Annotated in this window: 11 protein-coding genes; 7 read left to right on the top strand and 4 right to left on the bottom strand. The window is 42.2% G+C overall.

What is annotated here, in order from left to right; translation table 11 throughout:
* Window positions 1-28 precede the first annotated feature (28 nt).
* Complete coding sequence (locus RV00_RS11705; protein ID WP_071862775.1) at window positions 29-214, top strand: hypothetical protein; 186 nt, start codon at window positions 29-31, stop codon at window positions 212-214.
* A 59-nt stretch (window positions 215-273) separates the two neighbouring features.
* On the opposite strand, the gene RV00_RS11700 is transcribed toward RV00_RS11705, so the two are convergent.
* Genes RV00_RS11700 through RV00_RS11690 form a run of 3 tightly spaced genes read right to left on the bottom strand, consistent with a single transcriptional unit; the run spans window position 274 to window position 3,911 of the window.
* Window positions 274-2,199, bottom strand: a complete 1,926-nt coding sequence (locus RV00_RS11700) for a PTS fructose transporter subunit IIABC (protein ID WP_071862774.1) — start codon at window positions 2,197-2,199, stop codon at window positions 274-276.
* A 48-nt stretch (window positions 2,200-2,247) separates the two neighbouring features.
* Complete coding sequence (gene pfkB / locus RV00_RS11695) at window positions 2,248-3,162, bottom strand: 1-phosphofructokinase (protein ID WP_071862773.1); 915 nt, start codon at window positions 3,160-3,162, stop codon at window positions 2,248-2,250.
* Complete coding sequence (locus RV00_RS11690) at window positions 3,159-3,911, bottom strand: DeoR/GlpR family DNA-binding transcription regulator (RefSeq protein ID WP_071862772.1); 753 nt, start codon at window positions 3,909-3,911, stop codon at window positions 3,159-3,161. Before RV00_RS11690 ends, pfkB begins: the two co-directional genes overlap by 4 nt.
* Window positions 3,912-4,066: 155 nt before the next feature.
* Here RV00_RS11690 and RV00_RS11685 point away from each other — a divergent pair, with 155 nt between their 5' ends.
* A complete protein-coding gene (locus RV00_RS11685; RefSeq protein ID WP_071862771.1) occupies window positions 4,067-5,527 on the top strand; it encodes an alpha-amylase in 1,461 nt (486 codons plus the stop codon).
* Between the two features lie 7 nt (window positions 5,528-5,534).
* On the opposite strand, the gene RV00_RS11680 is transcribed toward RV00_RS11685, so the two are convergent.
* Window positions 5,535-7,109: a ClC family H(+)/Cl(-) exchange transporter gene (locus tag RV00_RS11680; RefSeq protein WP_071862770.1), complete on the bottom strand. Its 1,575-nt coding sequence runs from the start codon at window positions 7,107-7,109 to the stop codon at window positions 5,535-5,537.
* 152 nt (window positions 7,110-7,261) lie between these two features.
* On the opposite strand from RV00_RS11680, the gene pcrA reads away from it, so the two are divergent.
* The 5 genes from pcrA (at window position 7,262) to gatB (ending at window position 14,973) form a co-directional block, all read left to right on the top strand.
* On the top strand, window positions 7,262-9,514 hold the full coding sequence (gene pcrA / locus RV00_RS11675) for a DNA helicase PcrA (RefSeq protein ID WP_071862769.1): 2,253 nt from the start codon (window positions 7,262-7,264) through the stop codon (window positions 9,512-9,514).
* Between the two features lie 37 nt (window positions 9,515-9,551).
* Window positions 9,552-11,570: an NAD-dependent DNA ligase LigA gene (gene ligA / locus RV00_RS11670; RefSeq protein ID WP_379925304.1), complete on the top strand. Its 2,019-nt coding sequence runs from the start codon at window positions 9,552-9,554 to the stop codon at window positions 11,568-11,570.
* Window positions 11,571-11,768: 198 nt separating this feature from the next.
* The gene (gene gatC, locus RV00_RS11665) at window positions 11,769-12,074 is read left to right on the top strand and encodes an Asp-tRNA(Asn)/Glu-tRNA(Gln) amidotransferase subunit GatC (protein WP_071862767.1); all 306 of its coding nucleotides are present in this window, start codon (window positions 11,769-11,771) and stop codon (window positions 12,072-12,074) included.
* Entirely contained in the window at window positions 12,074-13,543 is a 1,470-nt protein-coding gene (gene gatA, locus RV00_RS11660) for an Asp-tRNA(Asn)/Glu-tRNA(Gln) amidotransferase subunit GatA (protein WP_071862766.1), read from the top strand. Before gatC ends, gatA begins: the two co-directional genes overlap by 1 nt.
* Complete coding sequence (gatB, locus tag RV00_RS11655) at window positions 13,543-14,973, top strand: Asp-tRNA(Asn)/Glu-tRNA(Gln) amidotransferase subunit GatB (protein WP_071862765.1); 1,431 nt, start codon at window positions 13,543-13,545, stop codon at window positions 14,971-14,973. Before gatA ends, gatB begins: the two co-directional genes overlap by 1 nt.
* The last annotated feature ends 126 nt before the right edge of the window (window positions 14,974-15,099 follow it).

The raw sequence follows: 15,099 nt of genomic DNA, 5'->3' as shown, positions 1-15,099 counted from the left end.
CACTTAACACAAAAAGGAGAGGTTAGTTATGAATCTAAGATATATTAAGATTATGGGTAGTTGCTTATTAGTCGTTGGAATGATTTTTGGATTGCCACTTGCATCATTAGAAATCCCTTTGTCAATCGCAGTGTTCTTTATCGGAATGATTCTTTTTTCAATTGAACCTAAACCTCAGCCTGTCCGTGTTCGCAGAAAAGATCGCTGGTTATAAATGATAGTGAAGAAAAAAACCACTTTCGAAAATTTTCGAAAGTGGTTTTTTGTTTGCAACTATTTCGCAACGGGCTTTTTCACTAAGCCATAAATGACTCCTGATACGATCGCGCCAATCGTGATGAAGACTAGATAAAGTAGTGGATGGCTCAGTAATAAAACTACGAAGATTCCGCCGTGTGGTGCCAATAATTTGATACCAACCGCCCCAACTAAGCCGCCGGCTAAAGCTGAACCTACGACGAAACTTGGAATGACCCGAATAGGATCGGCTGCCGCAAATGGGATCGCCCCTTCGGTCACGAAGGATAAGCCCATGACAATATTGGTCAAGCCTGCGTCCACTTGGTCTTTTTCGAATTTATTTTTGAACAGGCGAGTCGCGACAAAGATTGCTAATGGAGGAACCATTCCGCCGGCCATAACTGCCGCCATAACGATTGATCCGCCTTGAGCAACGCTTGAAGCAAGTGTTGCAGTACCGAAGACGTAGGCCGCTTTGTTGATTGGACCGCCTAAGTCAACCGCCATCATCCCACCAAGTAAAGCACCAAGTAAGATCGCATTTGATCCGCTAAGGCCAGTCAAGAAACCATTTAATGCATCGTTGATCGCTTTCATAGGGATATTAACTAACAGCATCAAGAAGCCGGTGATCAATAATCCAAAGAAAGGATAGAATAGAATTGCTTTGATTCCTTCAAGTGATTTAGGCAAGTTCTTAAACAATTTCTTCAAGAAGATGATGACATACCCAGCGATAAAACCACCAAGTAATGCGCCTAAGAAACCAGCGCCGCCAGTATTAGCTAAAGCACCAGCTGCAAACCCAGCGATCAAACCAGGACGGTCAGCGATACTTGAAGCGATGAATCCTGCTAAAACAGGAAGCATGAAACCGAAGGCTGCGCCACCGATTTGGTTGAACCAGCTAGCCGCTTGGTTGTAATTTCCCAAATTAGCAAGTTCTGAATGGGGAACACCCATAAATTGGTCGATCATGAATGACAATGCGATCATGATCCCGCCACCGATAACGAATGGCAACATATGAGAAACGCCGTTCATTAAATCTTTATAGATCCGTTGTCCCACGGTTCCGTTGTCGCTTTTTTCTTCATCAGCCGAAGAACTGTCACCATCGCCATGATAGATCGGAGCACTTCCGCTTAAGGCTAAGTTGATCAACTCTTCTGGTTTGCGGATACCGTCGCTAACTGGACGATTGACTAATTCTTTACCGTTGAAACGATTCATTTCAACTTTTTTATCCGCCGCAACGATGACGCCGTCTGCGCGAGCGATATCTTCATCAGTTAGACGATGTTTGATTCCTTCAGAGCCGTTAGTTTCGACTTTGATGTCGACACCCATTTCTTTTGCTTTTTTCTTTAATGCGTCCTCCGCCATATAGGTGTGAGCGATACCGGTAGGGCAGGCTGTCACAGCTACAAGATAGCGACGATTTTCATCCGTGATACTTTCTAAAGCGGCGGCTTGTTCTTCCGCTTTTTCTTCTGCTTCTTTGGCCTTTTCGGCCGTATCAAAAGTTTCTTGAACTTGTTCAGGTGTTTCTGCCGATTTTAGTTTCGCAACAAAATCAGGATCAATCAATAGTCTTGAAAGAGCGGCTAATGCTTGTAAGTGAGTATCGTTCGCACCTTCTGGAGCAGCGATCATGAAGAAAAGGTAAGTAGGTTGACCGTCTAATGATTCATAATCGACGCCCGCTTTACTTTTTGCAAATAAAACCGTCGCTTCCTTAACCGCGCTATTTTTGGCGTGGGGCATTGCGATGCCGTCGCCTAAGCCGGTTGAAGTTTGCGCTTCCCGATTTAAAATTCCTTCTTTATAAACCTCAATGTCAGAAATGCGGCCAGCGTCGTACATCTTTTGAACCATTTCATCGATCGCGGCTTTTTTAGTCGTTGCCTGCAAATCCATGATCATGGCTTCTTTGATCAATAAATCTTTAATATGCATGGTAGTCCCTCCATTTTTTTACTTTTTAACAGAAGCGATGAGAGCAAGCTATTTTACTTTTGTGATCTCAACTTCTGGTAATAATTCTTGAATAAAATCAGCAGTGGCTAAATCATCTGAAAAGGTTGTAGCACTGCCGCAAGCTACGCCCCATTTGAATGCTTCGACTGGGTCTTTCGTTTTCGTATAGTTACCGACAAAACCTGCAATCATTGAATCGCCAGCTCCAACAGAGTTTTTAACGTTTCGTTTAAGCACATTGGAGCGATAGATGCCGTCCTTCGTAAATAATAACGCGCCGTCACCGGCCATTGAAACTAATGCGTGTTGCGCACCTTCGTCTAGTAAACGTTGACCGAAGGGATAGATTGCTTCAACGGAGTCAAAGGAGGTTTGGTATAAATCAGCCAATTCATGATTATTTGGTTTGACCAGTAGCGGTGCTTGTTCTAAAGCATCCATTAAATCTGCGCCGGTGGTATCAATCACGAATGAAGCGCCTTGGGCTTTGACGATTTCGATCAATTCTTGATAAAAGCCGGTAGGAACACTGGCTGGCTTGCTGCCAGAAAGAACGACGATGTCATCAGCGTTAAGGTTGGTTAAGACTTTTTTCAATTCAGCCATTTCTTCAGGAGAAACAGCAGGGCCTTGACCATTGATTTCAGTTTCTTGGTCGGCTTTTAGCTTGATATTAATCCGGGTGTCGTCAGCAACGGTGGTGAAATTTGTTTTGATGGCTTCTTTGGTCATCCAATTTTCAATAAACGATCCGGTAAATCCGCCAAGAAAACCTAAGGCAGTGGAGTCGTTATTGATGCGTTTCAAGATTCTTGAAACATTGATGCCTTTACCACCGGGTAATTTTAAGTCATTTTTCATTCGATTGACATCGCCGATCGTTAATTGGTCGACATGCACAATATAATCAATCGAAGGATTTAGTGTCACTGTATAGATCATACAGAAACCTCCTTTAAGGTAGTTTGTTCTGTGATTTGATCATGGATAACCAAAGGACAGGTATCGGTGAGGATTGAAGCTGCCGGCAATGGAGCGACACTGACAAAGCTCGTTTGATTGAACTTGCTATGATCGACTAAAATAAAAGCTTTTTCAGATTGCTTGATGGCTGCTCTTTTTAAAATGGCTTCTTCTGCATCTGGTGTTGAGTAGCCGCTATCCAAATGGACGCCATTCATACCCATGAAGGCTTTGTTGAAACGATATTGTTTTAATTGTTCCAACGCTTGCGATCCTACAACGGCATCAGTAGTCAATTTAATCCGGCCACCTAAAACAATCGTTGCGATTTGCGCTTCTACTAAACGGGCGGCTAGTCCAACGGAGTTCGTGACAACGGTGACGGTTTTATTTTTTAAAAAAGGGATCATCTCAGAGGTGGTCGTTCCGGCATCGAGATAGATCACATCGCCTTCAGCAATTTGTTCAGCGGCATATTGTGCAATCAACTGTTTTTGCTGAACGTTTTTGGACGATTTCTCAAACATTCCTAACTCTTGCTCGAGATGTTGGGGGCGCTTGGCCCCGCCGTGAACACGCTCTAAAATTCCTAATTCTTCTAACTCGTGTAAATCTCGCCGTACGGTGGATTCTGAAGAGTCTAACCACTGAATTAACTCTTGTGATTTCACGACTCCGTCACGCTCTAACCATTCGATTATTTTTTTGTGTCGTTCTTCTGTAAGCATTTTCAATCCTCCTTCAATGATATAGTAACATAGTAAATTTAATAATTCAACCACAAACATCCAAAAACGTTCAAAATCATTTATCGATAATTTGCAGGTCATCTTATTTTGAAGGATCGTTCACATTCTGTATGATAGATATAGAGGTGAAGGTTATGGAAAAACAAACAATTTTACAAGGATTTGAATGGTATCTTCCTGCTGATGGCACACATTGGAAAACACTCGCCGAAAAAGCAGAAGAATTACGTCACTTTGGTATTAACGCAATCTGGATGCCGCCTGCTTATAAAGGATCAGAAGGGGCTAATGATGTTGGCTACGGGACTTATGATCTTTATGATCTAGGTGAGTTTGATCAAAAGGGTAGCGTTAAAACCAAGTATGGAACAAAAGATGAGTATTTAAGCAGTATTGCTGCATTGAAAAAAGCTGGGCTAAAAATTTATGCCGATATTGTTTTTGATCATTTCATGGGTGCGGATGAAACGGAGATTGTTTCGGCAGTTTCTTATCACTTCGACGATCGAACAAAACCAACTTCCGGCGAAGAAGAAATTGAAGCGTGGACTAAATTTACTTTCCCTGGACGTCAGGGAAAATACAATGAGTATCAATGGACGTGGAAAAATTTCTCTGGTGTCGATTATGACGCACGGGAAAAAGACCACGCGATCTTTAATTTTGCCGATAAAGGCTGGGAGCCAAAAGTCGATGATGAAAATGGCAATTTTGATTATTTGATGGGCTGTAACCTAGACATGGAAAATCCTGAAACAATCGAACAGCTAGACAAATGGGGCAAATGGTATCAAGAATTAACCGGTGTCGATGGCTATCGTTTGGATGCGGTGAAACACATTCGTTTTGATTTATTTGTTGATTGGATCTTGCATCGCCGGGAAGAAAAGGATTCTGATCTGTTTGTGGTTGGTGAATATTGGTCGGATGAATTAGAAAAGCTGCAAGAGTATTTAGATTCATCTGGCAATTTGATTTCACTTTTTGATGTACCACTGCACTTTAATTTATTTCAAGCGGCTTCAACGATGGGCAATTTTGATATGCGACAAATCTTTGCCGGGACTTTGATTGAGACACGACCGGATTGGGCAGTGACCTTCGTCGATAATCATGATACGCAACAAGGGCAAAGTTTGGAGTCATGGGTGGAAGGTTGGTTCAAGCTTCAAGCCTACAGTCTGATTCTCCTACGCAACGAAGGAACGCCGGTGATTTTTTGGGGAGATCTTTACGGAACCGAAAATGCTGAGGCAGTCGGCGACGGTTTGAATGCGTTGATTAAGCTGCGTGAAGAATTGGTTTTTGGCAGCCAAGCCGATTATTTTGATGATCCTGATGTTATTGGCTGGACGTGTACCGGTGATTTTGATCAAAAGGATTCTGGTATGGCAGTCATCATGACCAATGCTGGTGGTGGTGAGAAAGAGATGACCATCAGCGCGATTCATGAAGGCGAGACCTTTGTCGATCTGCTAGGAAATAATGAAGCAAAAATCACATTAGATGAGAATGGACAAGGAACATTCACCGTTAATGACGGTCAAGTTTCAGTCTATGTAAATGAAAAAATGGCACAAAAAATAAGAGGTTGAGCTTAGCTCAGCCTCTTATTGCTTTATCTTGTTTTTTCGCGACGGCTGCATGAGAACGTTCGCGAATCAACGTTTTTATTTTTTGTGTATAGCCTTCGTCGGTTAAAATCATCAATAAATCCCCAACCTTCATAACGGTATCGCCATGAGTCAGAATTTCGGAGGAGCCGCGGCGAATCGAGATCAATAGCATCTCTTTTGGCCAGTTGAAATCACGAACCATCGTACCGTCTAACGTGCTTTCTGCGGTGACGGGAAATTCAATGATTGTTTTATTGCCGGTAATGCTAGGCAAATAACCTTTGACTAATCGTTCAAGTAGCGATTCATAAATTGGATTACCACCTAAAAGATCATTGATGACATAGGCAGTCAGGGAACAAACCGCTAAGGGCATCAAGTGAGTAATATTTCCCACCATTTCAGTCACTAAAATAATAGCTGTCAAAGGCGCTTTCCCAATGGCAGTAAAGTAGCCAGCCATGGCAAAAATGGCAAAGTCACGAATCAAGCTATTATCCAGCCCAAACCACTGATGCAAAATCGTCCCGTAGATCGCACCAATTAAGGCGCCAAGGGTAAGAATTGGTAAAAAGATTCCTCCGGGAAGATTCGCTCCATAGGAAACCATCGAAAAAATAAAGCGTAACAGAAATAAACCAATCAACAAGGTCAACGATAAATTTTGCTGCCCAATCATTAGGACAATTTGATTGCCGCCGCCTAAATAATTTGGCAAAAAGAAAGCAATCGGAATAATCAATAGAAAAGGAACGAGTCCATAAAGATGCTCTGGCAAATGTGTATGTTTGTACCAACGTGGTAATGACAATAAAACAATTTGATATAGATAACCCAAAATACCTAAAATAATTCCTAAGACAACGAGCCAGCCATAGTATTTCAACGGCAGCGAAGGAACGTCCGCGATGAAAAGTACCGGCTTTAAGCCAAAAAAATTCAGTGAAACGAGATTCGCAGTCAGCGCTGCTGTTAGTGAAGTCAGCCAGATCAAGGGTGAAAAATGATGGTGGATTTCTTCGATTACAAATAATAAACCAGCAATCGGTGCGTTGAAAGCGGCTCCTAGACCAGCTGCCGCGCCGCTAGAAATAAAGATTTTTTTCTCTGAAGTGGAGGCGTGGGTGTATTCACTAAAGCCTTGCCCTACCATTGCCCCTAATTGAATCGAAGGACCTTCGCGGCCTAAAAATAACCCCGAACCAACGGAAAGGACACCACCAACAAATTTTTTCCACAGAATTGAGAACCAATTTAATTTGATCTCGCCTTGGAGTGTACCTTCGACTTGTGGAATTCCGCTGCCTTTAATGTTCGGATCGGACTTCATTAAGGCGCCGATCGTAACGGCAAAAGCGATCATCACAAAGGCCCAAGGAATTAGCCATAGGGGATTGTCGTGAAACCATAAATAGAGGGTCACCACATGTTCCATCATCTTTTCAATCAGTAAGCGAAACAGACTGACGATAATCCCTGCAAGCGCGCCAATTAGGACACCCTTTAAAATAAAAATAACTTTCGTACTATCTAAACGTTTGATTTCGTGTTCGTTTTTCATGAATTCCCTCCATACCCTTATTAAATTTAGCGCGAAATTAAAAGAAAAACAAGGATGAATCAATGAATTCGCTTTTTTAAATTGTTGCTAGTGTCGCGAAACTTTCTGAGATGCTATAATAAAAAAGATTGAAAAGAGAAAGGACGTTTTGCATGCCAAACAAACAGGAGTTGTTAGCAGGACTAAACCCTAAACAAAAAGAGGCGGTACTTCACACAGAAGGCCCGCTATTAATTATGGCTGGAGCAGGAAGCGGAAAGACGCGGGTCCTGACTCATCGAATTGCTTATTTAATAGAAGAAAAAAATGTGAATCCTTGGAATATCTTAGCGATTACCTTTACCAATAAAGCCGCTCGGGAAATGAAGGAACGAGTGAATGGCATCTTAGGACAAGGGGGACAAGATGTTTGGGTCTCGACTTTCCACTCCATGTGTGTCCGAATTTTACGCCGGGATGTAGACGCAATTGGTTATGATCGGAACTTTACGATCTTAGATGGATCTGATCAGTTGACCTTAATGAAACGAATTCTAAAAGAATTGAACATTGATCCGAAGAAATACGATCCACGTTCGATTCTAGGTGCTATCAGTAACGCGAAAAATGAATTATTGACAGCGGAAACCTACGCCGAACGCCAAGGCTCTTTTTTTGAGGAAATTGTTGCTCGTTGTTATGACGCGTATCAAAAAGCGTTACGGAACAATCAGAGTATGGACTTCGATGATCTGATCATGAACACGATTCGTTTATTCGAAGATAATGATCAAGTGTTGACCTATTATCAAAATAAATTTCATTATCTTCATGTGGATGAGTATCAAGATACCAACCATGCCCAATACACTTTGGTAAATATGTTGGCAGCCCGGTTCCGCAACTTATGTGTCGTAGGGGATGCCGACCAAAGTATTTACGGTTGGCGCGGAGCGGACATGCAAAATATTTTAGATTTTGAGAAGGATTATAATGATGCTACGGTCATTTTGCTAGAACAAAATTATCGTTCAACTAAAAGTATTTTAGATGCCGCCAATCAAGTTATTAAGAACAATAGCAATCGCCGTGACAAAAACCTTTGGACTGACAACCAAAGCGGCGAAAAAATCACGTATTATCGCGCCGATAGTGAACGGGATGAAGCACAATTCATCGTTAGTAAGATCAAAGAAGAAATCCAAACCAACAATCGCAGCTATAATGATTTTGCCGTGCTGTATCGAACCAACGCTCAATCACGGGTGATTGAAGACACGCTAGTAAAATCAAATGTGCCTTATACAATGGTAGGCGGACATAAGTTCTACGATCGGAAAGAAATCAAGGATATAATTGCTTACTTAAATATTATCAATAATCCTCGTGACGGTGTCAGCTTTGAACGAGTGATCAACACACCGAAGCGTGGAATTGGCGCAGCTTCCGTTGAAAAGTTACGGAATTTTGCTACGATGCATGATTGGTCAATGGTGGAGGCGGCTCAAAACGTTGACTTAGCCAATATTTCTGGAAAAGCTGGCCGTATGATCGGCGAATTTGCGACAATGATCACACAATTTCAAGAAATGGTCGCATATTTGCCAGTAACGGAATTAGTCGATCAAGTATTGGAACGAACAGGCTATTTAGACGAATTAAAAAACCAACGAACCTTAGAAGCTGAATCTCGTTTAGAAAACTTGGAGGAATTTCGTTCCGTCACACAAGAATTTGATAAGCGCAACGCTGTGGAAGAGGATGACGCAGACAACGCACCAGAAGAAAAACTGGCGATTTTCTTGAATGATTTGGCGTTAGTTTCTGACTTAGACGATTATCAAGAAGAAAGCTCCCAAGTTACGCTAATGACCCTCCATGCTGCGAAGGGACTGGAATTTCCGATTGTTTTCTTGATCGGGATGGAGGAAAAAATCTTCCCGTTGTCGCGTTCTTTGATGGAAGAAGCGGAATTAGAGGAAGAACGGCGTTTGGCTTATGTGGGGATCACGCGGGCTGAAGAAAGTTTATTTTTAACCAATGCCTTTTCTCGAACTCTTTACGGAAAGACCCAGTACAATCAGCCTTCCCGTTTTGTGGCGGAGATCGATGAGAGTCTCTTAAATCCGGTTGGGATGCAGCCGCAACAAAAAGCTGCAACTTTTGGCAGTCCATTTAAAAATAATAGCAATCAAATGAAGCCTAAGTATCAGCATGCCACACGGGAACCGGTCATGAATAGAACGGCCTCCGGCGGCGAGAATGAAAGCTGGAATCCCGGAGATAAAGTCCAACATAAAAAGTGGGGCGTCGGCACCGTGGTGAAAGTCAGCGGCAATTCAAAAGATGTTGAATTGGATATTGCCTTTCCACAGCAAGGTGTGAAACGTTTATTGGCTGCCTTTGCGCCGATTGAAAAAATCTAAAGACGAATTATTTTTAGGAGGGATCTTCTTGGAACCAATGACTTTTCAAGCGGCCGAGTCGCGTTCAGCGGAGCTGCGAGCAGAATTGAATCAATATGCTCACGAATATTATGTACAAGATCAGCCTTCAGTGGAAGATTTTGTTTACGATAAAAAATATCAAGAATTAGTCGAGATTGAAACGGAATACCCAGACTTGATTACACCGGAATCTCCAACTCAACGTGTTGGCGGAAAGGTCTTAGAGGGGTTCGAAAAGGTCGTTCATGACATTCCCCTATATAGTCTGAACGATGTTTTTAGTAAAGAAGAACTGATTACTTTTGATGAACGGGTAAAAAAAGCGGTAGGGCATCCGGTTTCTTATTGCGTTGAGTTGAAAATTGATGGGCTTTCGATTTCATTGAAATATGAGAATGGCGTCTTTGTCCAAGGTGCTACTCGTGGCGATGGCTCCGTCGGTGAAAACATCACCGAGAATTTGAAAACTGTCAAATCGATTCCAATCCGGCTAAAAGAACCATTATCAATCGAAGTCCGAGGCGAATGTTATATGCCTAAGTCTTCTTTTGTTAAATTAAATCAGCAGCGGGAAGAAGAAGGCAAAGAAGTTTTTGCCAATCCCCGCAATGCTGCGGCTGGAAGTTTGCGGCAATTAGATACGCGAATCGCAGCCAAACGGAATTTAAGCACGTTCTTATACACGTTGGCTGATTTCGGACCGCTAGAATCAACGACGCAAGATCATGCTTTGAATGAAATGGCTCGTCTAGGGTTTCGCACCAATCCGGAGCATCGGGTTTGTGAAACGATTGAAGAGGTTTGGGAATACATTGAGAACTTCCATGAAACACGGGATCAATTACCTTATGAGATCGACGGAATCGTCATTAAAGTTAATGAGTTCAGCTTGCAAGATGATTTAGGTTTTACAGTAAAAGCTCCGCGTTGGGCAACGGCTTATAAATTCCCACCAGAAGAAGCACAAACAACCTTACTCGATATTGATTGGACGATTGGGCGAACGGGCGTCTTAACCCCAACTGCGATCATGGAGCCGGTCCGCTTAGCGGGAACAACCGTTGGCCGGGCAAGTCTGCATAACAGCGACTACATCGAGAAAAAAGATATTCGTTTAAAAGACACGATTTTAGTTTATAAAGCCGGGGATATTATACCGGAGGTGGCGCAAGTCATTTTGGAAAAACGTCCGGCAGATAGCGAACCTTATCCCGTACCAACCCATTGTCCCGTTTGTGATAGCGAGCTAGTCCATTTGGATGAAGAAGTCGCTCTCCGCTGTATCAATCCCAAATGTCCGGCCCAAATCAAAGAAGGCTTGAGTCACTTCGTTTCACGCAACGCCATGAACATTGACGGTTTAGGACCGAGAGTGCTAGCACAAATGTTTGATAAAGGTTTGGTTTCAGATGTAGCGGACCTTTATGCCTTAGATAAAGAACAGCTGTTGACTTTAGATAAGATCAAAGACAAATCAGCAGAAAATATTTTGCAAGCGATCGATGCCAGTCGTGAAAATTCAGTTGAACGATTGATCTTCGGTTTAGGTATTCGTCATGTAGGCGCAAAGGCGGCGGGAATCTTAGCAGAACATTTCGGCAGTTTAACTGCATTAAGCAAAGCGGAAAAAGAGGAAATCGTTTCATTAAATACAATGGGAGAAACGATCGCGGATAGCGTGGTCACTTATTTTGAAAATGAGGAAGTCCACGAATTGATGCAGGAACTCGAAGATCGCGGAGTGAATTTAGCATACAAAGGCATTCGAGCGAGCCAATTGGAAAACGTCGAATCTCCTTTCAAAGATAAGACTATCGTTTTAACGGGCAAATTAGTGGAGTACACTCGTGAAGATGCCAAAGAAAAAATCCAAAATCTTGGCGGTAAAGTCACCGGCAGCGTTTCTAAGAAAACTGATATCGTGGTGGCCGGCGAAGAAGCGGGTAGCAAATTGACAAAAGCCCAAAGCTTGGGGATCGAAGTCTGGGATGAACAGCAAATGATCCAAGCAATCGAAGAAAGTCATCAGGAATAAGTATTTTAAGTCAGAAGATTGTTGACGATTCTATTAACGAACGAGTATTATAAAAAAGCGTAAAGTCTGCAGAAATCCGGTTTTTTATACAATTTTTTTGAATTGTACAACTTTTCAAAAAATTTCAAGAAAAAAGACGTGAATTCTAACAGAGTTATGATAAAATGATTGAAAATTGACAAAAGAAAGAGGGATATTATGGCAATCAATGAAGAACAAGTGAAACACGTAGCAAAACTTGCGAAACTTTCTTTTTCAGATGATGAATTGACCGGTTTTACCGATCAATTAGGAAAAATAATCGATATGGTGGAACAACTTGGGGAAGTGGATACAGAAGGTGTACCCTTTACTTCAAACGTGTTAGAAACGATCAACGTCATGCGAGAAGATGTAGCCACAGAAGGCTGGTCCCGTGATGAATTAATGAAAAACGTACCGGAAAGCGAAGATGGCTTCATTAAAGTTCCGGCAATCATCGACAACGGAGAGGCTGGTGCATAATGGAAAAATTATTCGATAAATCAATTGAAGAACTACACAGTTTGCTTGTTTCAAAAGAAATCACAGCAACTGATCTAACAAGCGAAACCTTTGATCGAATCAAAGCGACCGAAACAGAGATCGATGCTTTCATCACATTGAATGAAGAAAAAGCGATGGAAATGGCGAAAGCTGTTGATGCAAAAGGAATCACTGAGGAAAATCCGCTAGCGGGTATTCCAATCGGAATTAAAGACAATATCGTTACTAAAGGAATCTTAACGACTGCCGCATCGAAAATCCTATCAAACTTCAATCCAATCTACGATGCAACTGTTATGGAAAAAGTTTACAGCTCTGACTTGATTCCAGTTGGAAAATTAAATATGGATGAATTCGCGATGGGTAGCTCAAGCGAAACTTCTTATTTTAAAAAGACAAAAAATGCGTGGGATCAAACGAAGGTTCCCGGCGGTTCTTCAGGCGGTTCAGCAGCAGCAGTGGCCGCTGGTGAAGTCCCTGTTTCTTTAGGTAGCGATACCGGTGGTAGTATCCGCCAACCCGCTGCTTTTAACGGGGTCGTTGGTTTGAAACCAACCTATGGCCGCGTGTCGCGTTTTGGCTTGATTGCCTTCGCTTCGTCATTAGATCAAATTGGACCATTCACTCGGACCGTTAAGGACAATGCCTTAGCTTTGAATGCAATCAGTGGCTATGATCCTAAAGATGGCACTTCTGCTGGCGCTTCAGTCCCTGATTTCGCGGCCGGTTTGACTGGGGACATTAAGGGTATGAAAATTGCGGTTCCAAAAGAATTCATGGCTGAAGGAATTGAACCTGGGGTTAAAGCAGCGATTGTTAAAGCAGTTGAGACCTTTAAAGCTTTAGGCGCGACGGTTGAAGAAGTCAGCTTGCCTCACTCAAAATACGGGGTAGAAGTTTACTATATTATTGCTTCATCTGAAGCAAGCTCAAACTTGCAACGCTTTGACGGTATTCGTTACGGGTTCCGCTCAGAAGACGTGCAAAATCTAGAAGATGTTTACGTGAATACACGGACAGAGGGCTTTGGTGATGAAGTCAAACGTCGGATCATGTTAGGAACGTTTTCTCTTTCTGCCGGCTATTACGATGCCTACTTTAAGAAAGCCGGACAAGTTCGGACGTTGATCAAACAAGACTTTGACAAAGTATTTGCAGACTACGATCTAATCATTGGCCCAACCTCACCAACGGTTGCTTTTGGTATTGGTGAGAATATCAATGATCCAATCACGATGTACATGAATGACATTTTGACGATTCCCGTCAACTTAGCCGGTCTACCAGGGATGTCTGTTCCAGCTGGATTCTCAGAAGGCTTACCTGTCGGATTACAAATCATCGGAAAACACTTCGATGAATCAACCATGTATAAAGCAGCCTATGCATTTGAACAAGCGACTGATTTCCATAAACAAAAACCAGTGATTTTAGGGGGGGACAAATAATGAATTTAGAAACAGTCATTGGACTTGAAGTCCATGTGGAATTAAAAACAAACTCTAAAATCTTTTCACCAGCGCCCGCTCACTTTGGTGCGGAAGCCAACACGAATACAAATATTATTGACTGGGGTTATCCAGGCGTTCTACCAGTCATGAATAAAGCGGCAATTGAATTTGGGATGAAAGCCGCATTAGCGTTAAACTGTGAAATCTCAAAAAACATGCACTTTGACCGTAAAAACTATTTTTACCCAGATAATCCCAAAGCTTATCAAATCTCTCAATTTGATGAACCAATCGGACATGATGGCTGGATTGAAATCGATGTGAACGGTAAAAAGAAAAAGATTCGGATCGAGCGAGTGCATTTAGAAGAAGATGCCGGTAAAAATATGCACGGTATCGGCGGCTATTCATATGTCGACTTGAACCGTCAAGGAACACCATTAATCGAAATCGTCTCCGAAGCAGATATGCGCTCACCAGAAGAAGCTAACGCTTATTTAGAAGCGCTACGCTCAATCATCCAGTTCACCGGCGTTAGTGATGTGAAGATGGAAGAAGGCTCAATGCGTTGTGACGCTAATATTTCTTTACGCCCTTACGGTCAAGAAGAATTTGGAACAAAAACTGAATTAAAAAACTTGAACTCAATCAGCTTTGTGAAAAAAGGTCTTGTTTTTGAAGTTCAACGTCAAACGAAAGTCTTACTTTCTGGCGGTACGATCCAACAAGAAACTCGCCGTTACGATGAAGGTACGAACAAAACCATTTTAATGCGTGTCAAAGAAGGATCAAGTGACTATCGTTACTTCCCAGAACCTGATATTCCACGTTTTGAGATTGATGATGAATGGATCGAAAAAGTTCGGGTATCACTACCGGAAATGCCAGCGTCACGTCGAAACCGTTACGTGAATGAGCTTGGCTTGCCAGAATATGATTCAATGGTTCTAACGCTAAGTCGTGAAATGTCGGACTTCTTTGAGGATACATTGAAAGAAGGGGCAGATGCTAAACAAGCCTCTAACTGGTTGATGGGTGAAGTTTCCGCTTATCTAAACAGTGAAAAATTAGAATTAGCAGAGACAAAATTAACGCCGAATAATTTGGCCGGCATGATCAAATTGATCGCAGATGGCACGATCAGCTCAAAAATCGCGAAGAAAGTCTTCCGCGAGTTGATCCAAAACGGTGGCGAAGCAAAAGAAGTCGTTGAAGCAAAAGGTTTAGTTCAATTATCTGATCCGGCTCAATTGTTGCCAATGATCAACGAAGTGCTTGATAACAACGATCAATCCGTTGAAGACTTCAAGAACGGGAAAGATCGCGCAGTTGGTTTCTTAGTCGGACAAATTATGAAAGCAACTAAAGGTAAAGCTAATCCTGGTGTCGTAAATAAATTACTGCAAGAGGAATTAGCAAAACGATAAGAAATTCAGTTTTACTTTAAAAAAATGAGTATCTTAATATGATCAAGGGTGTCAGTTCTACTTTGAGCTTCAGTTTATTTAGTGGAATGATATACGGCGTGAAAATAAGATTGATTTTTCGAGAGA

The organism is Enterococcus devriesei (assembly GCF_001885905.1).
Taxonomy (GTDB): domain Bacteria; phylum Bacillota; class Bacilli; order Lactobacillales; family Enterococcaceae; genus Enterococcus_A; species Enterococcus_A devriesei.
Note: the sequence above shows the minus strand (reverse complement) of the source record. Positions and strands in the feature narration are given on the sequence as shown.